This is a genomic window from Microcoleus sp. D2_18a_D3 (assembly GCF_036702455.1).
Lineage (GTDB): Bacteria > Cyanobacteriota > Cyanobacteriia > Cyanobacteriales > Microcoleaceae > Microcoleus.
Genome location: NZ_JAUBTK010000063.1, coordinates 1 through 23,125 on the forward strand (window position 1 = coordinate 1; position 23,125 = coordinate 23,125).

Sequence of the window (23,125 nt, forward strand, 5' to 3'; positions counted from 1 at the left end):
GTGATGCTATATCTGCCCATTCTTGTGACTTATTTATGCCTTCTTTAATTCCCCACTCTCAGACCTGAATCCTTACCCTGCAACAACAAAGAACACGCGGAGTACAAGCTTTTCAATAAAATTGCAGAAGAGTTAGAAAGAGATGATCTTTCCTTGGATGCAGAAGGAATACTCTACCTCTACACTGAGAGAGATATGTGTTCTGGCTGCAACATTACTTGTGATGAGGACTTTAAGATGAGGTTCCCGAATATTCAAGTGATTATCTTCTACGAACGTCCATATCCGTAGACATATCAGTATAGACAGCCAGTAAAGGCTATCAAAGCTTTACTGGCTTCTGTACCCAAAGTAAAATTGAGGTTATATGAAGGTGACAATGAACTGGCTCATAGTTTATGATTAATGAAAAACATAAGGAGGGACAGTCAATGATCGAGTTTGACATAGGCTACTACAGAAATTTTCAATTGCCCAGCCACTCAGATATTCCAGAGCAATTACAGCAAACACTTCAGACGGTTTGGGACAGAAAATATGACGATTTATACGAACGAGGTGGAAAGTGCAATGTAGAAGAAGCTTTTGTAGAAGTAATGACAGCTTTTGGAATGCCTAATGATGCAATATCCCATCAGCGATATGTCTACATGGCTTATGGAATAGCATTAGCAGCTAAACCGACCATTAAACATTACTTTCCTGAAGAACACAAAGCTGATATCGTTGAAGGAATTGTATCTTGTTGGCTGAAGGATGGTTGTGAAATTCCCGAAACTTGGGCAGATACCTTGTTTCCTAATATCAACAAAATTGGAAAATATCAAGCTACTGACGAAGCTTATAATATCTTCTATGGCTTGCTGCAAACACTCAATACAAAAACAGCCTATAATGCCATCTTAGATATTCTGTATGATGCCATTACCGGGGACGCCATTTCTGGTTTTACTGAAGCCCGACGAGATATGTTTAATTGGTGGTTGATCGAGGTAATTCCTGCGGCCTATTGTTTAAAGCGGCCATCTACTTTATATTCGGGAAAATGGGAATTACCGCCACTGAGTCAGTGCGCTTAAGTGATGACAAAAGTAATTGGTACAGCTTAATTAGTTAATAATCATGGGAATACCGTTATTGACAATTACGTTCGCACTCATTCATACTAGAACTAAGCGTTGTAGGAGCTAACTTTAATGTCGGAGCTATTGGCAAGAATCACGGTTAATCCTAGACAGTGCGGCGGTCGCCCTTGCATTCGCGGCATGAGAATTCGGGTATCAGACGTACTGGACTTATTTGTGGCTGGTTTGAGTGCGGAACAAATACTAGAAGAAATGCCCGATCTTGAAGCAGACGATCTGAGAGCTTCTCTTTTGTATGCTTCGCGCAAACTCAATCATCCGGTATTGGTTGCATGACAATTATTTGGGTAGATGCACATCTGTCACCGGCGATCGCAAGCTGGATTACAAATACATTTGGCGTGACAGCAGTAGGTTTGCGCGAGATTGGCTTGAGAGATGCCTAAGATCCTGAAATTTTTGAGGCATTGAGAGCGCAGGGAGTTATCGTAATGGCTAAAGATAGTGACTTTGTTGATTTGGTCGATCGCCTTGGTTCACCGCCACAGATTATTTGGTTGACGTGCGGCAATACATCAAACGCTCGGTTGCGAGAGATTTTGAGTGCAACATTACCAGAAGCTTTGGACATATTGAAAGCAGGTGAACCACTGGTGGAGATTAGTGGAAATTAAACTTTTAATCACTAATCAGGCACCATCAAACCCTTCAAAATTCTCCCCTTTTCCTCCTCCCTCAACCCTTTACACTGCACCAAAACCCCAAAACCCCCCAAACCCATCGGATCGATCAATTGATGCAAAGCCTCCCTGCGCCGCAAAAACGTTGCCACATCCAATACTTCCGCATCATTTGTAGATAGAGAAGCAATACGATCGCCCAAACCCAACGCCATCAAAAACAAAGCCTGCTGAGTAAACCCTACCACATCCAAACCGCACAATTCCCCCTGCCTTTCCAACGCCGTAAAATTAACATGAGCCGTTAAATCCTGCCGCCCCACATTAATATAAGGATTATTGTGATATCGGTGGCGATAATAACACTGTAGCGTCCCCTCCCTGCGCCTCGGATTGTAATAGCGGTGCGCCGGATAACCGTAATCAATAGTTAACAAATATCCCCGCTGCAACTTTTGAGCAACTGTACTCATCCAGTCCAAAGCCGCCAAATTTACCTCACTGCGATATCCATCTCCATAAACACTCGCAGACAAATCGATGCTTACAAAATCCAAATATTCGGCAATTTTAGGCGTGGAAACTTCGCCAATTACTTCAACAAATTTTATCTCTTCTTGTTCATTTTTTGGGGTTTCTGCGGCAACATAAATCTCCCTAACTTGCCCTTGTTCCAGAATAAATTGATGTACTGGCAAAGCATCCACTAACTCGTTAGAAAAGAAACAACCGACAATTGAATTATTAACTATATCATCCCACTTGCACCACTTAACACACTTAATATCGGCTAAAGTTTGCCGCTGTTCCGCTTGGAGCCCAGGGGAAAGTTCAATAATAATGTATTCTAAAATATCAAAGAAATCGGGATGTTGCCGTTGCAGATATTGCAGCACATTTTCAGCAAAATTTCCCCGCCCAGCGCCCATTTCTACGATCGCGAAATTGAAAGGGCGATCCTCTTCGAGGGCTCCGCTAACGAGAAATTCCCACATTTCCACAAACTGATCCGCCAAAACCTCCGCAAAATCAGCACCCCAATGAGACGACGTGATAAAATCGCCTTGTTTTCCGATCGACGGGCGATCGCTATTGTAATAACCGTGCTGCGGATGATATAATGCCAAATCCATATATTCAGCAAAAGTAATACGCTGCTGGGGAGTGGCGGCAATTCTTTCGCCGATTAAAGCGCAGAGCTCCGGGTTGCTGTCATTGATATCTGGTTGCTGAACTTTCATAATTTATCAAATCAAAGTTGATGTTATTTCATTTGTGAAGGAGAGATTTTTTTTATTAACCGCAGAGGGCACAGAGGAAGAGAGAAGAGAGTAATCAGGTACCTTTTAGCGACGTTAATAGCAATATTCATCGAGATCGATCGGCGTTTATCCGCGTTTATCTGCGGTTCAAAAAAATCAACCCGGTTCCATAAAAAAACCGGGTTAATTTCTTAGATAAAAACCGACAAAACCTACCTGTCAACCGAGCCCATAATAATGTCGATACTCCCCAAAATTGCCACCAAATCCGCAATCTTCACGCCGCGCACAATGTGAGGCAAAATCTGCAAATTATTAAAATCCGCAGCCCGAATTTTCCAGCGCCAAGGAAACACAGTATCATCCCCGATAATATAAATCCCCAACTCACCTTTGCCGCTTTCAACGCGGACATAATGTTCGCCCTTGGGAATCTTAAAAGTCGGGGCAACTTTTTTGCCAATAAACTGATAGTCAAAACCATTCCATTCAGATTTTGGCCCGCTTTCTAAGCGCTTGGCTTCCAAATTCTCGTAAGGGCCGCCGGGGAGTCCTTTCAAGGCTTGATAGATAATCTTAACAGACTCGCGCATCTCCCGAATCCGTACTAAATACCGGGCTAAACAATCGCCTGCAGCTTCGGTACAAACTTCCCAGTCGAAGTCGTCATAACATTCGTAATGGTCAACTTTCCGCAAATCCCAATTTACGCCGGAACCGCGCAACATGGGGCCGGAAAGTCCCCAGTTAATCGCTTCGTTGCGAGAAATAGTACCCAGCCCTTCAATCCGGCGGCGGAAGATTGGATTGTTGGTAATTAAACGTTCGTATTCGTCAATTTTGGGAACGAAATAATCGCAGAAATCTTGGCACTTATCTACCCAACCATAAGGCAAATCGGCGGCGACTCCGCCGATGCGGAAATAGTTATTATTCACCATGCGATAACCGGTCGCTGCTTCCCACAAGTCGAGAATTGGTTCGCGATCGCGCATAGTATAGAAAAAAGGAGTTTGCGCGCCCACGTCCGCCAAAAACGGCCCTACCCACATCAAGTGGTTAGCAATCCGGTTCAACTCCAGCATGATTACCCGAATATAACTAGCCCGTTTGGGGACAGCAATATTTGCCAACTTTTCCGGCGCATTCACTGTCACCGCTTCGTTAAACATCCCCGCAGCGTAGTCCCAGCGGCTCACGTAGGGCACGTACATCACGTTGGTGCGATTTTCGGCGATTTTTTCCATCCCCCGGTGCAGATAGCCCAAAACAGGCTCGCAGTCCACCACATCTTCCCCGTCTAGGGTGACGATTAGCCGGAGTACCCCGTGCATGGATGGGTGGTGCGGCCCCATGTTGAGCACCATCGGTTCGGTTCTAGTCTCAATTCTTGACATAATTAAATGAATTAATGATTACTAGCTATTGTTGATTTTTGTTTGGCTTTTATGATTATGAAGGATATCGAGCTCTCTGAGAAGGAGACCCTTGGATCGGATGTCAGTATTGACACCTATCACGTTCCAGTTTTGGGTCAAGAATTAATTGCGGGTTTGGCTGTGCGTCCAGGCGGGCACTATTTGGACGCGACGCTTGGGGGCGGCGGACACACGAGTTTGATTTTAGCGGCGGCGCCAGATGTTACAGTGGTGGCGATCGACCGGGATGAACAAGCCATCCGTTTTTGCCAAGCCCGATTTGCTAACTCGCCCGTTGAGTTTTGGCACGGCAACTTTGCTGAATATCAGTCCCCAGAGGCCGAGTTTGATGGTATCATAGCAGACTTGGGCGTCAGCTCTGCTCAGTTCGATACACCGGAACGAGGATTTAGTTTTCGCCACCCAGCTCAACTAGATATGCGTATGAACCAGCAGCAATCTTTGACGGCAGAAGAGATTATCAACCACTGGGAAGAAGTTAAACTAGCAGATATTATTTACAGGTACGGCGAGGAGCGACTGTCGCGGCGCATCGCAAGGCGGATTGTGCAAAGCCGTCCTTTTCAAACTACAACAGAACTTGCAGGGGCGATCGCCTCCAGCTTCCCCCCCAAGCAGCGCAACGGCAGAATCCATCCGGCCACCCGTACTTTCCAAGCTTTAAGGATAGCTGTCAACTCCGAACTCGCTTCTTTAGAAACTTTCCTCAACCAAGCGCCGAGGTGGTTAAAACCAGGTGGGAGAATCGGTATCATTACATTTCACAGTCTCGAAGACCGACCAGTCAAGCACCAACTCAGAGGAACACCCAGTTTGCAGGTACTGACAAAAAAGCCGATCGGGCCGCAATCCGAAGAAGTCGCTAGAAATCCCCGCTCTCGTTCTGCTAAGCTCAGACTGGCAGAAAGATTAGCTTGATTCGGCAGTAGTAATATGCTTGCTGCAAAAAGTTCAGAGATTAGGGAGACTTGCATGCAGCAATCAAGTACGATTCGGCAAAGATGTAGGGAATAGCGCCAACAACCCACCACTAACCCTCCGGGTACAGTGGGGCTTGAAATACAGCCGGTGTTGACCAGACTTAGGTAGCAATACCTGCGTTAGTAGTAAGTGTTAAAATTCACACCGAGGACAGTGCCCAGCTAGTTAAGAACTCTGCAATCAGAGCATTAATTAGCCGTTTTGAATGCTGGTGTGTTTAGAAAAGTACCGACTGCTAACAAGGTCATTGCTCGTATCACAGCGTGAAAGCTGACTCGGGAATTTTCCCTATTGAAGCGGCCTACCGAGGCGGGTTACAGTATCGAAAGCCTCTCATCTGTGCGAACAGATGGTGCGAAAGGAATGCTCACCTTGAGGTAAAACGGGTTTCTTTAACTCAACTTGACGTAACTGATATGTTGCATATATCCAGCCCCCCTTTTCCTCCCGCTACCTTGCTGATTACAGCTATGGTGGGGGTTTTCAAGGGGGAAGAAAGATGAGTCGGGGAGATGGAAGCAAGCTGAAACTGATGGTAGTCGATGACGAACCCGACAACTTGGATTTATTGTACCGGACGTTTCGACGCGACTTTCAGGTTTACAAAGCAGATAGCGCCCTCAGCGCCCTGGAAGTTCTAGACGAACAGGGCGAGATGGCCGTGATTATATCTGACCAGCGGATGCCAGAAATGAATGGCACCGAGTTTTTGGGGAAAACAGTCGAGCGATTTCCCGATACGATTCGGATTCTGCTAACGGGATACACCGATGTTGAAGATTTGGTTGAGGCCATCAACTCAGGTCAAGTTTTCAAATACATCACCAAACCGTGGAATCCAGAAGAGCTCAAATTGGTGATCAATCAAGCCTCAGATACTTACAAATACTACAAGCAGCGCAGCGTTGCATTGCGCCGCGCTTTACGCAAGGAATCTCTGTTCAATGAGGTAATGAGCGTGATTCGCGGGTCGCTAGATTACTCTAGTATGGTACAAACTATTGTTCAAACCGTAGGTCAAACTTTTGAGGCCAACTATTGTATGCTGCGGCCGGTAGAGACCGATCGACTATTGCCGAGTACCTTCCCCTACCAAGCTCAAACCGACGAGGCCAGTAGCTTTTCTTTTGATGAAAATTTGCTGGTTCAAGCTGTAGCCACCCGCCAAACTCAAGTGAACTCAAACAGTGGGGGGGATGGTAACTCGGTTGAGATTGCCGTGCCCCTGACTTACCAGCAAGAATTGCTGGCGGTACTGGCTTTGTGCCAGATTGGCGGCACTAACCCTTGGTCGGCAGAAGATATAGAGTTAATAGAAGGTGTAGCAGCTCAAGCTGCTCTCGCCCTGTCTCAAGCTAAGCTATACCAGCGCACTCTGGATTTAGCCAAGCAGATGCAAAACGAGTTGGAAGTGGCTCGCCAAATCCAAACCAACTTGTTGCGCCAAAGTTGGCCGGAGTTTGAAACTGTCAGAGTGCAAGCTTGCTGTTATCCCGCGCGGGAAGTTGGTGGCGACTTTTTTGAAGTCTACGTCCACTCCCAAGGGGATATTTGGATAGCGGTGGGAGATGTTTCGGGTAAGGGAGTTCCGGCTGCTCTATTTATGGCGAGCGCGATTTCGGTGATGCGGCGGGAACTTTCCCAAGAAGTTTCTCCAGAGCCCGATCAAGTTATGCAGAACATGAATAGCAGTATGTCTGACGACCTGATCGGCAACAACCATTTTATTACAATGGTTGTAGCTCGTTACACTCCGTCCACGGGACACCTCGCCTTTGCTAATGCCGGTCACATTTACCCGATTGTTTGGTCTCACTCGGAGGTGAAAGCTCAAGCCGCTAGCGGTAAAACGCCAGCCGAGCCGAATTTCCTGAAAGCTCGTGGCATTCCTTTGGGGATACTACCAGTTTGGAGAGGCAAAGCAGGTGCGATCGAATTAAAGTCAGGAGATGTATTTCTGCTGACGAGTGACGGGATTACTGAAGCTAGCGTGACAAGTCAAGCGGTCGCAGGGGGTGTACCAACCCGTTCTATGCTACAACAAGAAGGGCTTTGGCAACTCTTGATTCAGGAACCTGGTTCTTTCAACTTGGACAATTTGTTGGCTCACATCCGAGCTGATAATCCCGTTCAGGAAGACGACCAAACCATACTCTCTCTGGAGGTTCTTTGAATCTGTCAGCGACTCCCGACGCATAGTCGGGGGTGAGAGCCGAAAAAACTTAAGCCCTCCTTGTTGACGGCCCATAGAGTAGTCCTGCAAAGGACGGCGTTATCGTCAACAGTCAAAAACCTAGCCGGCGATGGCGCAGCTAGTTTCCTGAATCGCTTTCCTGGGGGATTAAATACCTGTAAAGGGTTAAGGTAGAAGGCATTCGTCAGAAAAAACCAACGCTTAAAAGCTAAGGATTGAAACACAGATTTTTTATACCTCGCTGCTTGCAGTCTCGGTATAATTATCAATTGTTAAGGGGCTTTAGGCCCATAACAAAAGTTTTCAACTATACTCTTAACTTCTGCCTTCTACCGAATGACGAATGCCTGATTTTTAAACAGAAAAGGCTAGTATCCCCCAAGTAGCGACAAGTATTGAGGCCGAATCCATTCGGCGCGTCGTATTTCATACCTGGAAGACACAGGGTTTTCAAACTTACGGGATTTTTTTATGAATACTGAGCTTCATGTGCCAAGCGACTTGCGGTTTTTAACAATTGTTGAAAATTGGTTGCTGAGCAGTTTAGAAGTAGAGCTAGGAGAGCACGTCGATTGGCCGCGTCAGTCGAATCGTTTGCGCTTGGTGTTAGCAGAAGCCTATTCTAACGTGATCCGCCATGCTCACAAAGATCAACCCAATTTGCCCGTGTTAATTCGCTTGAATTTAAAAAATAGGGATATTGGTTTAGAAATTTGGGATTACGGTAAAGGTTACGAAATGGATACTTACAATCCCCCGAGGCCGGAAGCTAAACAGGAAAGCGGCTACGGCTGGCTGATTATGAGCAGACTTATGGATCGGGTGGACTACACTTTGCAAATAGACGGTCGCAACTGTCTCAAGTTGGAAGCGAGTTTGCCGGAAAAATCTTAATTAGTCGTTAGTCATTAGTCATTAGTCATGAATGATTAGTGATTGACAATGCACTTTTAGACTCGCTTTGGCTGTCTGTCGCACGCGCTGCGGTGACAGCCACTTTTTCGTGCAGTATCGTCAATCGATTTTAGATTTTAGATTGTAGATTGTAGATTTTAGATTTTAGAATTGAAGCATTGACCCCACGGATAAATACGTTCGGCAAGTTTCATCGGATACAGGTTTTTTATTTCACCGGTCCTGAGTCTGCTTTCGGAATGAATCCGGGGGCTTGTATCCTGGATGCTTTCGGTCAGCCCAAGGCGAGACTGTAAGACTGTAGGGGTACAGTCCCGATCGCACAAATACCCCAGAAACGGGATTTTTATACCGTGAGTGGCACTTCACCAAAGATTTGAATAAAAACCCGGTTTCTGCCTCATTCTGGCGATAAAAAGCCGATTTACCTGTCGCTCGCACGATTTTAGCTATTACGTGCGAGCGACAGGTAAAACCAAAATAGACAATTTAAATGTGAAACAGCTTATCAAACATCAAATTTCGTCTGCGACCGCAGATTTAGCAATTCTTGGGGAGAAGCTAACAGTTTGACGGTGACAGAAAGGATTTTTTGGTCAGAATTGAGCAACAACAGCCATCCGACATTAACACCAAATGCGGAAGTTTGCACCCGGCCACTGACCTGAACTTCAACATTGCCATATTCTAAAATTTGGCTGACACCTTGCTGGGGTTCAAGCTTCATTCCTCGCGCTTCTTTTTTTAGATAAGTGGCGATCGAGCTGCTGCCAATAATTGGCTCTTCAAACGGCGCGTGCAGAACCCCCTCATCGGCAAATAAATTAGCCGTAGCGTCAAAATCGCCCGCGTTTAAAGTTTCAAAATATCGCAGTACCGTTGGGTTTGTGATGCCGGCAATCTTTATAGAGCTAGTTATAATAGGTCGAGTTGTTGCGGTCATAAAACAAGTGATTTTAGATGAATGAGTATACTGTAATCATTCTCTTTGTCGCAGCAAATCCCTCAAAAGATATAAGTAGGGCCAGGAAAATAATTCTCCGAAAAAAGGAGGAACCGGAGATCGTCGATCGCAGCTTTCAGAGCGATCGACCAAAATCAATCCTACTTTCAAAAAATACAAGTGTAGCCAAGCTGTAAACCCTGATACAATCAGTCATTTTCCATCCTTCAATTCTTGAATCTAAAATTTAAAATCTAAAATCTAAAATGATATAAACCCAGACACCTAATGGCATCTGGGTTTCTGGGCAAGCCTGTTTAACAGAGCAAACAAGAATATTCTATTTGCGGATCAAATTGAGCAATTCTTTAGGAGATGCCAACAAGTCGATCGCCACAAAGAAAATTTGACCTTGGGGATCGAGCAAAAACCGCCACGCAATGTTCATTCCCACATTCGCGCCGAACCAGGGAGTTTCGACTTTGCCAGTGACTTTCACTTGGCGGTAGCCATCTTCTGCAGGTTCCGATACGCCTTGCTGCGGCATCATTTTCAGTCCGATGCACTCTTCCCGCATATAGTTGAGGATAGCTTCGCGACCGACGATCGGCTTTTGGAAAGGTGGTTGCAGGGCACCTTCTTCAGCAAATAAACCGACGGCTGGGGTGAAGTCGAAGGCGTTCATGTAGTCGATGTAGCTGAGCACTGTCTGCTCGCTGATACCCTCAATTTGGGTTTTCACCCGCTCTTCTGGAGCGGTGGGAGTGCTGCGGGGGGCTGAGCGTTTGCCGTACTCTTGGTTAAAAGCAGGGTCATAGCCCATGTTAACTACGGTATTCCGAAGTACGGTAATTTGCTGGCCTGGATCTAGTTTCTTGATGGTTTCAAGGACTTGGGAGGCTTCGGGAGACATTTGATAGCCAGCGGGGATCGGAGCGACAACGCCCTGTTTCATCAACTGTCCCAACTCGTACCAGAAACCGAGTTTGGTGTTGACGCGCAAAGAAGTGTAAATCCGGCCAATTGTTGTGTCGGCGTTGCTGGCTAGGTCAAACATGGTTTTGCTTTGAGCAGCCGGCGACATTTGCTTGATTTCGCTCAGGATGCCTTCAACAAGCGCCATGCTGGCTACTCCCGGAGCTGCTGCGGTGATGGAAATACCCATTTCGGTGTAGGCATACCAGAGCAAGGCTAGTTGGTCTTCAACGCTGAGTTTGTAAAATGCTTCGGTGGTAGCCGGAACAACGCTAGCAATCTCGGTGTTTGAGAAGATAGATTGAGCGGATTGAATGCTAACTGCCATGTGTATGCTTTGGGATTTGTGGTTTTAGTGAGGTACTTGAGTTAGGAAACCTCAAGCTCCCTTGATTGAATTATGTAACGTTTTGTTAAACTTTGCAAATATAAATTACATATAGCTGAGTTATAAAACTATGATCAATGGTTTGGTAAATTGCGATCGCCGTCACTAGACTGTGCGCCGAATTAGTTTATTTAGGAAGCCGATCGTTAAAATCGCTTTGCATATCATATAGAATCAAAATAGTCAATACAAAAGGTAAATATTTGCCTGGTGTCAAATGAAAGCGCCAATTAGCAGCATTTTGGTTAAGCAAAAAGCCCTTGAGTTGGGATTTCACAAGGTTGGGATAGCCTTGGTAGACTGCGGCACGGACAAGGAGGCACAAAGGTTGCAGGCATGGTTGGATAAAGGCTATCAGGCGGATATGGCATGGATGGCTAACCCGAAACGTCAGGATATTCGCGCTGCAATGCCAGAGGTGAAGTCCTTAATATGTGTCGCCATCAATTACTACACGCCTCACCAACGCCCGGGCGGTTCCGAATATGCCAAAATCTCTCGCTACGGCTGGGGAAGGGATTATCATAAAATCCTGCACAAAAAACTGAAGGTTTTGGCAAATTGGGTGCGATCGCAAGGCGAGGGAATTGAAGCGCGGTATTATGCTGATACCGGGCCGATTCAGGATAAAATGTGGGCGCAACGTGCGGGGATTGGCTGGATTGCCAAAAATGGTAATGTAATTTCGCGCGAATACGGTTCTTGGGTGTTTTTGGGCGAAATCTTGACTAATTTGGAGTTAGCGTCGGATGAGTCCCATACGGAACATTGCGGTACTTGTACTCGCTGCATTGAGGCCTGTCCGACGGGAGCAATTACTGAGCCTTTTGTGGTGAATGCCGATCGATGTATAGCTTATCACACGATCGAGAATCGAGCCGAAAAATTGCCCGACGAAATTGCATCTAATTTACAAGGTTGGGTAGCAGGTTGCGATATTTGTCAGGATGTTTGTCCTTGGAATCAGCGATTTGCTAAACCAACTGATGTTGCCGACTTTGAGCCTTATCCTGAAAATATAGCGCCGACACTTGCAGAATTAGCCGACATTTCCGACGAAGAATGGAACCGCAGATTTACCGCTTCGGCGCTGCGGCGCATTAAACCCGAAATGCTGCGGCGAAATGCGAAAGCAAATCAAATCAATAGTCATTAGTCAGCAGTCATTAGTCATTAGTCAATAGTCATTAGTCAATAGTCATTTGTCATTAGTCATTAGTCAACAGTCAACAGCCAGCAGTCAACAGCCAACAGTCAACAGTCAACAGTCAACAGTCAACAAATAACAAATGTCAGCAAATGAACCCAAAGAATACGATGCAGTTTTGGGCGGTAAAAATCCACCTTTAATTCATGGTGCTGTCTTGGGCGGCCTAGCACGAGTCAAGCAGCGCTTAGCAAGCCCCTCGGCTGAAGCAAGGCTGGCAGCACTTGCAGATGCCATCAAATACGGAGATGCAGGTTTAGAAGCAGTAACTGCTGTTTTGGACGATGCTGACGAGCGGGTGCGAGCTACTGCTGCTGCAATATTGGGCAGGGAAGAACAAATAAGTTTGCTCAAAAAAGATGCGTCGATTTGGAATAAATGGAGAGTGCAAAATCTACTTTTATTGGGTGGCTTTGTAGAGTTGAGTTGGGGAGATTTTAGCGGAGTTAATTTGGCTAAAGCCAACCTGAGAGAGTCAAACTTAGTAGGAGCGAACTTTGAATCTGCCAACCTGCGAGGCGCAAAAATATTTAAAAGTAACTTGGAAGTAAGTAATCTGAGAAATGCCGATTTGACCGGAGCTAACCTGAGCCGATCCAATCTCAGCGGCGCTGATTTGCAAGCAGCTAATCTCAGTTTAGCCAACCTCCGCTCGGTAAATTTTCGCGATGCTAATTTATCTCAAAGCATTTTGAAAAAAGCTAAACTCTGCGGGGCTGATTTGAGCGGGGCTGATTTGACGGGTGCTGATTTGAGCGGGGCGGATTTGAGTGGGGCTAACCTGGGCGGGGTGAATTTTGCCAGAGCAAATCTGGCGGGGATTAAACTAATTAGATCTAATTTTAACGGCGCGAATTTTAAAGGGTTGGTTTTGGCAGGAGCTAATTTGCGGTGGAGTAAATTTGCAGGAGCTTGTTTTATGGGAGCTAATTTGCGGGGAGCTAATTTAGAGAGAACGGATTTGACAAATACTGATTTTTTTCAAGCAGATATTACTGGAGCCAACCTTTGCGATGCTGATTTTAATAAAGCTACTTTGGCTGGTGCTAATCTGAGCGATGCTGTTGTGAAAAGAGCAAATTTCCTGAACGCATATCTCAGTGGAGCTAATTTTAATGGGGCTAATTTGAGCTGGTCTATTATGAAAAAAGCTAAGATCGATAATCGGGGAATTTTGGCGGGAGCTAATTGCAGCGGATGTAGCTGGACTTGATATTCTTTACAGCCAGAGAAATTGAAAATGAATAAACTGCCGCGCTGTTTTGTTTGCAAGGAGAGTTTTCAAGAGCAACATTTTTTTTACCGGGGTTTGTGTTTGAAGTGCGGCGAACTTAATTTGACCAAACGCAACCAAACTGCTAATTTGCAGGGGTTATTTGCTTTGGTGACGGGGGCGAGGGTGAAAATTGGTTATGCTGTAGCTGTGAGGCTGCTGAGGGCTGGTGCGGCTGTAATTGCTACTACTCGTTTTCCTCGCGATGCTGCTAGGAGATATGCTAAAGAAGCGGATTTTGCCCAGTGGTGCGATCGCCTGCAAGTTTATGAGTTAGATTTGCGGTATATTGCGGGCGTTGAGCGATTTGCAGAACACCTCGTCTGCTGCTATCCGCGAATTGACATTATTATCAATAATGCGGCTCAAACAATTCGCCGCCCTCCTGAATTTTACCAGCATTTGATGGATTTTGAATCTCTGCCTTTGGAGGCTTTGCCTGCTGAGATTCAGCCGCTGTTGGCGCGATCCTCTTCGAGGGCAACGCTTACGCACTTTTTGACAGACAATATTTCTGAGGATATCCCCCAATCTCTCACAGACTCTGTTCCAAATCGCAACAGTAAAATCCCCACGGTTTTTAACTTGGATCGAGAGAATCAATTATCACATTCATCTGATTTTAGTTTGTTTCCGCCCGGAATGTACGATCGCGACGGACAACAAGTGGATTTGCGCCCTTTCAACAGTTGGCTGATGAAGGATGATGAGGTGAGCATTTTGGAAATGTTGGAAGTTCACGTTATTAATGCGATCGCTCCTTTTGCAATTAACAGTCGGCTCAAACTGCTGATGAAAAAATTTCCTGAAGCTGCCAAATATATTATCAATGTTTCTTCAAAAGAAGGGCAATTTAACAGTGACAAACCTTGGCGACATCCGCATACAAATATGGCAAAAGCATCGCTGAACATGATGACTCGCACCTGCGCTTCAGAGTATGCCAAACACAAAATTTTTATGAATGCTGTCGATCCGGGATGGATTAGTTTTCAGCACCCTTACCCTCAAGTTTTAGCAATGCAGCAACGCGGCGTACAACCTCCCTTTGATGCTGTTGATGCCGCCGCGCGGATTTGCGATCCAATTTATTTGGGAGTAAATGAGGGACGCTATTTTTATGGTAAATTATTTAAAGATTATTCTGAGTCGCAGTGGTAACAGTCATTTAATATTTTTAGGGATCTTTCCACTCCCCACCCTTGGTATCAAGTTAAGACTAAATTCCTTTCATACTCTCGCTTATCTCTCTGTCTCTATCCCCCTCACATCCCCTTAATAAGGAGGACTTTGAGAGTTCTTGTCCCACCCCCTACTACCCTTCTTTAGGGGGGATACGGCGGAGCGAGACTCAGCTACAAGCGAGATATATAATTTTAAATTAATATTGGGTTCGATGTCAAAATTTTGCATAAAAATGTATAATAAAATGGGGCAGCGTAGCTTAGTGGTAAAGCGATCGCTTTTCACGCGAGACGACAACCGTTTGATTCGGTTCGCTGCCACCAGCAACGTAGTTTAAATGATAGAATTCCTTGGAGCATACCAGGAGATGCGGGTGCAAATCCCGCCGTTGCGATTATTTTTTTTGACAAGCAAGAGGTAATGGGTAATATAGAAGTGATCCCTAGTTCCTTATTTGCTATTGTCCAATGACCCAAGTAATTATTTTTGATTTTGACGGTACTTTAGCAGATACAATCGATATTCTTCTAAGCATCACCAACCGTTTGTCAGTACAATTAGGCTTTAAGTCTGCCACCAAAGACCAAATCGCTCAACTGAGCAATTTAACTTCTTGGCAAATTCTTCAGTATTCGGGCATTTCTATCTTCAAATTCCCGCTGTTGATTAGAATGTTGAAAGAAGAGTTACGCACCGAAATTCCCAATATTCAATTATTTCCGGGGATTAAAGAAGTTTTACTGGAGTTAAAAACACTGGGATTTCAACTGGGGATAATCACATCTAATTCCAGAGAAAACGTCTTGGGAACGCTGGAAAAAAACGGTTTGCGAGACACTTTCACATTTATTTACTCTGGCTCAACTTTTGGCAAACATAAAGTTATTAATAGCTGGCTAAAAAGAGAACATATAAATGCTAAAGAAGTCGTTTATGTGGGAGATGAGATTAGAGATATAGACGCTGCTAGAAAAACAGGAATTAAGGTAATGGCTGTAGCTTGGGGTTTTAATTCTCAGGAGGCTTTGGCTGCACACAATCCCGATTTTTTGATTAAACGCCCCCAGGAATTGATAGAAATTATGAGTAATTTGCGGGAAGTGTAAACTGAAATAGCAAAAAGTAAGACTCGTCGGTTGAAATCTATTCTAGACAAACTCTCGTTCCACCAAAGAGGGACTAAAGAATAAAATGGGTATTAAAGCCTGATTTGTTATCCGCCATATTTCCTAGTATCATCTCTGCGAATAAATTATGTTAATCTCCTTCGCTCCGTTTCAGTGCTGCTAAAACTGCTTGCTGGCTAACTGCTTGGTAGATTTTGCTAAAATGCTGCTTCAGGGCGTCTGATGCGGGCGAGGATTTGCTAGCCGTTCCTTTTCCGTCGGTGGCTAGGGGGATTGGGCCTAAGATATCTAATACTGTTTCGCTGCTGGGCGGCGGAACAATCACTACTAAAGATGATTCTAGCTGCTGATTGTATTCCCAAAAGCGATCGACCTTCGGCAATTTAGAATTCGCAGTAGGGGAATTTTCACCCTTGTTTAGCTGGGTATTTTCCTCTCCTTCCTTACCCCGTCTTTGGCGGAGTGCGGTCAATATTTGCTCTTTAGTTCTTCCGCGCAGTTGAAACAGTACGAAAGGGTCTTCGCCGAAGCGATCGCCCAATAAGTAGTATACTGCACTGATGTGTTTGCAAGGGTTTTTGGGGTCAGGACAGCTACAGCGCGATCGAATATCAGATAAACTTAACGGAAATAGCGTTTTGCCCGCTGCTGCAAATACATCTTCAATATTGTGCGGCATTTCTCCTGCTAGTAATTTAGCTGAAAAAACTGCTCTTTGCGACATATTTTCAATCACATAATCCCAATCTTCATCGCTCAATGTATCGAGTCCTAAAGAAACTTGATAGGGTTTTGGATCAGTGCCTTGAACTATGGCAATTACTTCTTGATTGGGAAATTTAATGCTGAGAACTTTACCCTCGCGCGCGTATTGCCAGCCACGTTCTAAGCGCTTTTTGAAGCGGTAGGTATTGATTAAATCGAGCCACTGTTGGGTCCACCATTCTCTATCAATCATTTATTTGGGAATTGGGAATTGGGCATCGGGCATTGGGCATTGGTAATTAGGATGCTGGAGTCAATCGATTTGAGATTTTAGATTTTAGATTTTAGACTGAAGCATTGACCCTACGGATAAATTCGGGGGGCAAGTTTCATCGGATACAGGTTTTTTATTTCTCCCCGGATTCATCCGGGGGCTTGTATCCTGGATGCGGGAGTCAGAAAGGAAAAAACAGCTATCCGTGTATCCGTGACATCCGTGTCGTGCTGTTGGGAATTGGTAATTAATCATATTATTCTTCTTCCGTTTCTATGATAGCATTGCGATCGAGGATTAGTAAATTCCGAAGTTGGTCTGTATCTAGCTCGGTGAGCCAGTTTTCGCCGGCGCTGACAACTTGTTCGGCTAGAGCTTTTTTGCTTTCAATCATATCGTGTATTTTCTCCTCTAACGTACCAGTGCAGACAAATTTGTGGACTTGCACATTGCGAGTTTGACCGATGCGAAATACGCGGTCAGTTGCCTGATTTTCTACTGCGGGATTCCACCATCTGTCATAGTGGAAAACGTGGGTTGCTCTGGTTAAGTTCAAACCTGTACCGCCAGCTTTTAAAGATAAAATCATAATCGGCGGGCCTTGGGGGTCGTGCTGGAAGCGATCGATCATTTCTTCCCGCTGCTGTTGCCGAATTCCTCCGTACAAGAACAAAACTTCTCGCCCTAAATGCTTTTCTAGATGCGGTTTCAGGAGTTTTCCCCATTCAGCAAATTGAGTAAAAATTAAAGCCCGATCGCCCTCAGCGAGCACCTCTTCTAACATTTCCACCAACCGCTGCAATTTCCCCGATTCCTGACTCTTAATCTCCAATTCTTTCGGCTTAGCTTCTGCTTTCACAAGAGCCGGATGATTGCAAAGTTGCTTGAGTTTTACCAGCAAAGCCAAAATCATTCCCCGGCGCTGAATGCCTTCGGCTGATTCTAATTCAGCTATTGACTCTTCGACTATTTTCTGATATAATATCGCCTGTTGATTTGCCAGCCCACAAAATACAGTCATCTCCTGTTTTTCGGGCAAATCTTGGATGATTTCTTTGTCAGTTTTCAGGCGGCGGAGGATGAAAGGCCGAACGAGCGATCGCAAAGTCTGCAATGATTCTCGATCTCCGTATTTTTCGATCGGAATTGCAAATCGGCGCTGAAAGAAATTGCGCGGTCCCAAATAGCCAGGATTCAGAAACTCCAAAATTGACCACAATTCTTGCAGTCTATTTTCCACCGGAGTTCCTGTCAGCGCAATTCTAAAAGATGCCTCGATTTGTCGCACCGCTTGCGACTGCTTCGCCTCGGAATTTTTAATATTTTGCGCTTCATCCAAAACCAATCCTTGCCATTTAATGCCTTGAAATTCCTTCGCATCTCGAAATACCAGCGCGTAACTGGTAATGATTAAATCTTTTCCCTTAATTGCCGTCGCAAATGCTTTGCCTTTACCGCGTTTGTCTCCGTGGTGAACTAACACTTTTAGCGTCGGGCCAAATTTCTTGACTTCCCGCTCCCAATTACCTAATAATGATGTTGGACAAACCAGTAATGTCGGCGCCTCTAGGGCATTTTGTTCTTGTAAGTGCAGGAGGAAAGTAATTAACTCGATCGACTTTCCCAATCCCATATCGTCCGCGAGACAAGCGCCCAAACCCCAGCGTTCTAAGAATGCTAACCAGCCTGCTCCTAGCGCTTGATAAGGCCGCAATTGTCCTCGGAAACTAGCCGGAGTTGCGATCGCACTTACCGCTTGATTATCGCTCAAAGTATTCAACAACTCCTGAAGTTGACCCGTGGCCTCAAAATTCACCACAGGCAATTTCTCGATCATCTGAGAATCGCCCGACGCCAAACGCAAAGCATCCTCCAAAGAAAGAGTCATTTGCTCTTTGCGACTAGCAAAAAAAGTTTGAGCCGCTTTCACATCCGGCGCGCGCAACTCCACCCACTCGCCGTTAATTTCCACCAAAGGCGAATTCAACGCAATCAATCTGTCAAATTCTGCCTTAGAAAGGCGCTGTCCGCCGATCGTCAATTCCCACTTAAAATTTAGCAGACTTTGCAATCCCAACCCGCCTTTCGCCGGAGTCACTTTCGGAGTTTCCGCTTGAATGCTCAAACCCAAACGACTCGCCCAACCATCCGTCTTTGTCAAACTCGGCGGCAAAACTACGCCCAACCCGCTATCAGCAAACCGCCAAGCTACAGACTTAATAAACTCGTAAGCTTGCAGCGGATTTAATTGGCAAGATTGAGGCCGCTGTGCTTGCAAACTCGGTTCAATTAATGGATAAAGTTTCGAGGCTAAACCCAAGCCGCTGAGCAAAGTTTCTTGAGGCAATTCTATTGTGCGCCCCGCATAAGCCAAACGCTCAACTGAGTTGTTCCAAACAGTTGTCGCATCTACCAAAAATTCCGCTTCATCTGCTGCTTGCAAGCAATAATTTAAACTCCAGTTGGCTTTACCAGGAGACGGCGGTATGAGTTGAAAGCAAGTGCGAAATTGACTTTGTTGAGATAATTGATTTTGCAGCGGTGCAGTCCAAGCACTCAGCTTGCTTGCCAAGTTTTCCAAGGCTGCTGATTCTACTTGAACAATCCCAGATTCCTGCTGCAAAGCTTGCAGCCAGTCGCGCACAGGAGAAACTGCTTTGATGTCTAAAGTAGAGCTACCAGCCGATCGCACTTGACTATCTACAATACTGCTCAAAAAGCCTAACACCAATTCCTCAGCCCCCCTCGGCAAATCCACCGCTAAAGGCAATTGACTGGATTCTTCTTCCTTTTCCCCTCTTCCTTCTTCCTTCTTCCCTCTGACTTCAACCTCGGACTCACCTTCATCGATCATTAATCCGTGTATCCGTGTCAAAATCCGTGTCGTGCCTTCCTTCGATTGATATGTTCTGCAAGCCGTCGGCATTTGCTTGACAAAAGTGGCAAGGCGGAGTGTATCTGTAGAACTATCTAACAACGGTTGCCATTTGGCAATAGCAGAACCGTCGGACTGTTTCTCCAATCCAGGCAAAAATTTGCATCTTGCCAACAAATCCAAACTCCACCTAGCAATATGAGACCAAAAACGCAAATCTGAGCCGACAAAAGAGTCTGGTTCCGTGCTGTTAAGCGGTAGTGATTGCAAGAAAACAAAAGCTGCTTGAGGGTTGAGACACAAACCCTCGACTTGCCAGGGATAAAGGTAAATTTCCTCGGTTTGGGCTGGTTCATCAAGTGCTGCGGCTGAGTGCTGCGGCATCAGAGTTGCGTTCGCTTCTGAGATTTGGGTGGGAAGTGCGATCGCCCGAATTTCCTTTTGAATTGAGGAGTTGGGTGCGCTGATTTCTTCCTTGGTAGTTTTGGGCGATCGCCTAGTTTTTTTGCTTTTTTCCGGTGGAGTTTCTGCGGTTTCCGGTAATTGCCAATCCAGTTTTCCCGACTGTTGCAAGGAATTTAGGAAATTCTTAAATTCCGCTTCGGTCATTGCTAAGGGATGCGGTAAATTCCTCCCCGATTCTAGGGTTTCAATTGCCCCAAGTTTCCGCCAAGTTTCTCCCCAAATAAATAAGCAACTTTTTTCATTCTCTAGGAGCCAACTGCCGTGTAAAATTGCCATTTTTTTACCCTGATATTTGTATTTAAGTGCGATGTTAACTACAGCATTTATATGGAATTTATGAAAATTTTATTTAAAACAAACCGAGGAAATTTTGAGCCAGATAGGAATTAGGTAGAACCTGTATATTTAGGTACTTATCGCACACCTTACGGCTTATTCCCTGTCCTAGATAACTAAATCCCTCTTCCTTCTTCCTTCAACGTCCCAATTCCCAAACGAAAATTGATCGTACCATCTATGGAAGGCGTTTAGCGGACGATCGACCGGAGAATCGACCCCAGACTGCCAAAAATAATTCGAGAGTATAAATGCTTATAAGCCTGACGCAGACAGTCGATCGCGAGGCGATTATCCCTGTCTTTTGGCGTCGGACTCTCAAACATCCTGTGGTAATGTTACGATCCCGACAGAGAAAGAATGTGGTAGATAAGGAAGCAGTGCTACATGGTAGAGATAGACAAGTCAATATCCTTCGATGGACGGGATATTAGACTGAAGATTGGTTTACTAGCGCCTCAAGCAGGCGGTGCAGTTTTGATTCAGTCAGGTGACACGGCCGTTTTAGTGACAGCGACTCGATCGCAGGGGAGAGAAGGAATTGATTTCCTGCCCCTGTTGGTGGATTACGAAGAGAGACTCTACGCTGGCGGTAAAATTCCCGGTGGATTTTTGCGAAGGGAAGGGCGTCCCCCAGAAAAAGTAACTTTGACTGGCCGTTTGATCGATCGACCGCTGCGTCCGCTATTTCCAAGCTGGCTGCGAGATGATATCCAAGTTGTAGCCACAACGGTGTCGATGGACGAACAAGTGCCACCGGACGTTTTGGCGGTGACGGGGGCTTCCGTAGCGATACTGCTGGCAAAAATGCCGTTTTACGGGCCGATGGCGGCGGTACGAGTCGGTTTGGTAGGGGACGATTTCATCATCAACCCCACCTACAGCGAAATCAAAGAAGGCGAGTTGGATCTCGTGGTAGCTGGTTCTCCTGATGGAGTAATCATGGTGGAAGCCGGCGCTAACCAATTGCCGGAACAGGATATCATCGAGGCGATCGACTTCGGCTATGAAGCAGCCTGTGACTTGATTCAAGCCCAGCGCGAAATTATGGCCGAATTGGGCATCGATTTGGTGGTAGAAGAACGGCCCTCCCTAGACTCCGCCCTGGAAAACTTTATTCGCGATCGCGCCCAAGAACCCATCCGCATCATTTTGTCAAGATTTGAAAAAGACAAAACAATACGGAATGCAGCTTTGGACGAAGTTAAGGCAAATGAAGTCGAATCTGCGATCGCCGAACTCCCGGAAGACGATCCGGTAAAACTAGCCGCCACCGCCAACACCAAGGCGATCGGCAACGTTTTCAAAGACGTTACCAAAAAAATGATGCGGAAGCAGATCCTCGAAGATGGCGTCCGTGTAGACGGCCGCAAGCTAGACGAGGTGCGACCCGTTTCTTGTCGCGTAGGCGTGCTGCCGTCGCGAGTACACGGCACTGGGTTGTTTAATCGCGGGTTGACTCAAGTCTTGTCCGCAGCTACCCTGGGAACCCCAGGCGACGCCCAAGACTTAGGGGACGACTTGCACCCGCAGCAAGACAAACGCTACCTCCACCACTACAATTTCCCGCCGTTTTCGGTAGCAGAAACCAAGCCGATGCGATCGCCCGGACGCCGAGAAATCGGTCACGGAGCCCTCGCAGAACGCGCTTTACTGCCGGTTTTGCCATCCAAAGAAGATTTCCCCTACGTGATTCGCGTAGTTTCAGAAGTCCTTTCTTCCGACGGTTCCACCTCAATGGGTTCAGTTTGCGCCTCAACGCTAGCATTAATGGATGCAGGCGTTCCCCTTTCCCAACCCGTCAGCGGCGCGGCAATGGGCTTAATTAAAGAAGGCGATGAAGTCCGAATTTTGACTGACATTCAGGCAATTGAAGACTTTTTAGGCGACATGGACTTCAAAGTAGCTGGTACCGACACCGGCATTACTGCTTTGCAGATGGACATGAAAATCAAAGGTTTGCCCTTAGATGTAATTGCCAATGCCATCCGCCAAGCCAAACCAGCCAGACTGCACATTTTAGAAAGAATGCTGGCAACCATCGACACTCCCCGCAAGGAAATGTCGCCGTTTGCACCGCGTTTGCTAACCCTGAAAATCGATCCAGAATTTATCGGTTTGGTAATTGGACCCGGTGGCAAAACGATCAAAGCCATCACCGAAGAAACCGGTGTCAAAATTGACATCGAAGACGACGGAACCGTAACAATTGCCGGCAACGACAGCGAAAAAGCGCAGCGGGCTTACAACATTGTCCAAGGCATGACGCGCAAGTTAAATGCAGGAGATGTGTATGTCGGCCGCGTAACTCGAATTATTCCGATCGGCGCTTTTGTGGAAATTTTGCCCGGAAAAGAAGGAATGATTCACATTTCGCAGTTAGCGGACTACCGCGTTGGCAAAGTGGAAGACGAGTTAGCTGTGAACGATGAAGTGATTGTCAAAGTGCGAGAAATTGACAATAAAGGTCGAATTAATTTGACCCGCTTGAATATTCATCCCGACGAAGCGGTAGCCGCCCGCGAAGCGCTGAATAAATAGTTTACAGTTGGTAATTGGTAATTACTTATAGAGTAATTGCTAATTGCTAATTGGTAACTGGTGATTAGTAATTGCTAATTGCTAATTGAGATTAAATCTGATTGTTTCAGATTGATTTGAGAGTAGGTGCGCGACAGCGACAGATCGACAAAAGTGCGATCGGCTGTAGAAGTTAATACAGTCGCGCACTTTACCCTCGGCGGTTAAAGCCGGAACTACATAAATGAAGTTCACTCCTAGCGGACTCAATCAAATATAAAGTTACCTCTTTTATC

The 23,125-nt window shown here is 45.8% G+C and carries 17 protein-coding genes, 1 tRNA gene and 1 pseudogene; 13 read left to right on the plus strand and 6 right to left on the minus strand.

Annotation, left to right across the window (positions count from 1 at the left end):
- Positions 1-102 precede the first annotated feature (102 nt).
- From QUB06_RS34780 to QUB06_RS24360, 4 genes and pseudogenes are all read left to right on the plus strand, one after another.
- Positions 103-291, plus strand: a pseudogene (locus QUB06_RS34780) (deaminase domain-containing protein); the annotation flags it as partial.
- 140 nt (positions 292-431) lie between these two features.
- The gene (locus QUB06_RS24350; protein WP_333437466.1) at positions 432-1,079 is read left to right on the plus strand and encodes a hypothetical protein; all 648 of its coding nucleotides are present in this window, start codon (positions 432-434) and stop codon (positions 1,077-1,079) included.
- A gap of 117 nt (positions 1,080-1,196) precedes the next feature.
- Positions 1,197-1,421, plus strand: coding sequence for a DUF433 domain-containing protein (locus tag QUB06_RS24355; RefSeq protein WP_333437467.1), 225 nt, complete (start codon positions 1,197-1,199; stop codon positions 1,419-1,421).
- Positions 1,422-1,540: 119 nt separating this feature from the next.
- The gene (locus QUB06_RS24360) at positions 1,541-1,759 is read left to right on the plus strand and encodes a DUF5615 family PIN-like protein (RefSeq protein ID WP_333437494.1); all 219 of its coding nucleotides are present in this window, start codon (positions 1,541-1,543) and stop codon (positions 1,757-1,759) included.
- Positions 1,760-1,770: 11 nt separating this feature from the next.
- On the opposite strand, the gene QUB06_RS24365 is transcribed toward QUB06_RS24360, so the two are convergent.
- Together QUB06_RS24365 and QUB06_RS24370 are read right to left on the minus strand one after the other, a co-directional pair.
- Positions 1,771-3,006, minus strand: a complete 1,236-nt coding sequence (locus QUB06_RS24365; protein ID WP_333437468.1) for a class I SAM-dependent methyltransferase — start codon at positions 3,004-3,006, stop codon at positions 1,771-1,773.
- Between the two features lie 233 nt (positions 3,007-3,239).
- Positions 3,240-4,424: an NAD(P)H-quinone oxidoreductase subunit H gene (locus QUB06_RS24370; protein WP_333437469.1), complete on the minus strand. Its 1,185-nt coding sequence runs from the start codon at positions 4,422-4,424 to the stop codon at positions 3,240-3,242.
- A gap of 57 nt (positions 4,425-4,481) precedes the next feature.
- On the opposite strand from QUB06_RS24370, the gene rsmH reads away from it, so the two are divergent.
- The 3 genes from rsmH (at position 4,482) to QUB06_RS24385 (ending at position 8,535) form a co-directional block, all read left to right on the plus strand.
- Positions 4,482-5,384, plus strand: a complete 903-nt coding sequence (rsmH, locus tag QUB06_RS24375) for a 16S rRNA (cytosine(1402)-N(4))-methyltransferase RsmH (RefSeq protein WP_333437470.1) — start codon at positions 4,482-4,484, stop codon at positions 5,382-5,384.
- Between the two features lie 562 nt (positions 5,385-5,946).
- Positions 5,947-7,620 carry a SpoIIE family protein phosphatase gene (locus tag QUB06_RS24380; RefSeq protein ID WP_333437471.1) on the plus strand — a complete coding sequence of 558 codons (1,674 nt, stop codon included), beginning with the start codon at positions 5,947-5,949 and terminating at the stop codon, positions 7,618-7,620.
- A 492-nt stretch (positions 7,621-8,112) separates the two neighbouring features.
- Complete coding sequence (locus tag QUB06_RS24385) at positions 8,113-8,535, plus strand: ATP-binding protein (RefSeq protein WP_006633914.1); 423 nt, start codon at positions 8,113-8,115, stop codon at positions 8,533-8,535.
- Positions 8,536-9,064: 529 nt separating this feature from the next.
- On the opposite strand, the gene QUB06_RS24390 is transcribed toward QUB06_RS24385, so the two are convergent.
- The gene (locus QUB06_RS24390; RefSeq protein ID WP_333437472.1) at positions 9,065-9,499 is read right to left on the minus strand and encodes a nuclear transport factor 2 family protein; all 435 of its coding nucleotides are present in this window, start codon (positions 9,497-9,499) and stop codon (positions 9,065-9,067) included.
- A 340-nt stretch (positions 9,500-9,839) separates the two neighbouring features.
- On the minus strand, positions 9,840-10,802 hold the full coding sequence (locus QUB06_RS24395) for an orange carotenoid protein N-terminal domain-containing protein (RefSeq protein ID WP_333437473.1): 963 nt from the start codon (positions 10,800-10,802) through the stop codon (positions 9,840-9,842).
- A 277-nt stretch (positions 10,803-11,079) separates the two neighbouring features.
- Between QUB06_RS24395 and queG the strand changes: the two genes are divergently transcribed.
- From queG to QUB06_RS24420, 5 genes are all read left to right on the plus strand, one after another.
- On the plus strand, positions 11,080-12,018 hold the full coding sequence (queG, locus tag QUB06_RS24400; protein WP_333437474.1) for a tRNA epoxyqueuosine(34) reductase QueG: 939 nt from the start codon (positions 11,080-11,082) through the stop codon (positions 12,016-12,018).
- A gap of 133 nt (positions 12,019-12,151) precedes the next feature.
- Positions 12,152-13,282, plus strand: a complete 1,131-nt coding sequence (locus tag QUB06_RS24405; RefSeq protein WP_333437475.1) for a pentapeptide repeat-containing protein — start codon at positions 12,152-12,154, stop codon at positions 13,280-13,282.
- Between the two features lie 27 nt (positions 13,283-13,309).
- Positions 13,310-14,503 (plus strand): SDR family NAD(P)-dependent oxidoreductase, encoded by a 1,194-nt coding sequence (locus QUB06_RS24410; RefSeq protein WP_333437476.1) that lies wholly within the window; start codon positions 13,310-13,312, stop codon positions 14,501-14,503.
- A 272-nt stretch (positions 14,504-14,775) separates the two neighbouring features.
- Positions 14,776-14,850 (plus strand) — tRNA-Glu (locus QUB06_RS24415).
- 144 nt (positions 14,851-14,994) lie between these two features.
- Positions 14,995-15,633 carry an HAD-IA family hydrolase gene (locus QUB06_RS24420; protein ID WP_333437477.1) on the plus strand — a complete coding sequence of 213 codons (639 nt, stop codon included), beginning with the start codon at positions 14,995-14,997 and terminating at the stop codon, positions 15,631-15,633.
- A gap of 151 nt (positions 15,634-15,784) precedes the next feature.
- On the opposite strand, the gene QUB06_RS24425 is transcribed toward QUB06_RS24420, so the two are convergent.
- Together QUB06_RS24425 and QUB06_RS24430 are read right to left on the minus strand one after the other, a co-directional pair.
- A complete protein-coding gene (locus QUB06_RS24425) occupies positions 15,785-16,612 on the minus strand; it encodes an SWIM zinc finger family protein (protein WP_333437478.1) in 828 nt (275 codons plus the stop codon).
- Between the two features lie 277 nt (positions 16,613-16,889).
- On the minus strand, positions 16,890-20,249 hold the full coding sequence (locus tag QUB06_RS24430; protein ID WP_333437479.1) for a DEAD/DEAH box helicase: 3,360 nt from the start codon (positions 20,247-20,249) through the stop codon (positions 16,890-16,892).
- Positions 20,250-20,696: 447 nt separating this feature from the next.
- Between QUB06_RS24430 and QUB06_RS24435 the strand changes: the two genes are divergently transcribed.
- Positions 20,697-22,850 (plus strand): polyribonucleotide nucleotidyltransferase, encoded by a 2,154-nt coding sequence (locus QUB06_RS24435; RefSeq protein WP_333146959.1) that lies wholly within the window; start codon positions 20,697-20,699, stop codon positions 22,848-22,850.
- Positions 22,851-23,125 lie beyond the last annotated feature (275 nt).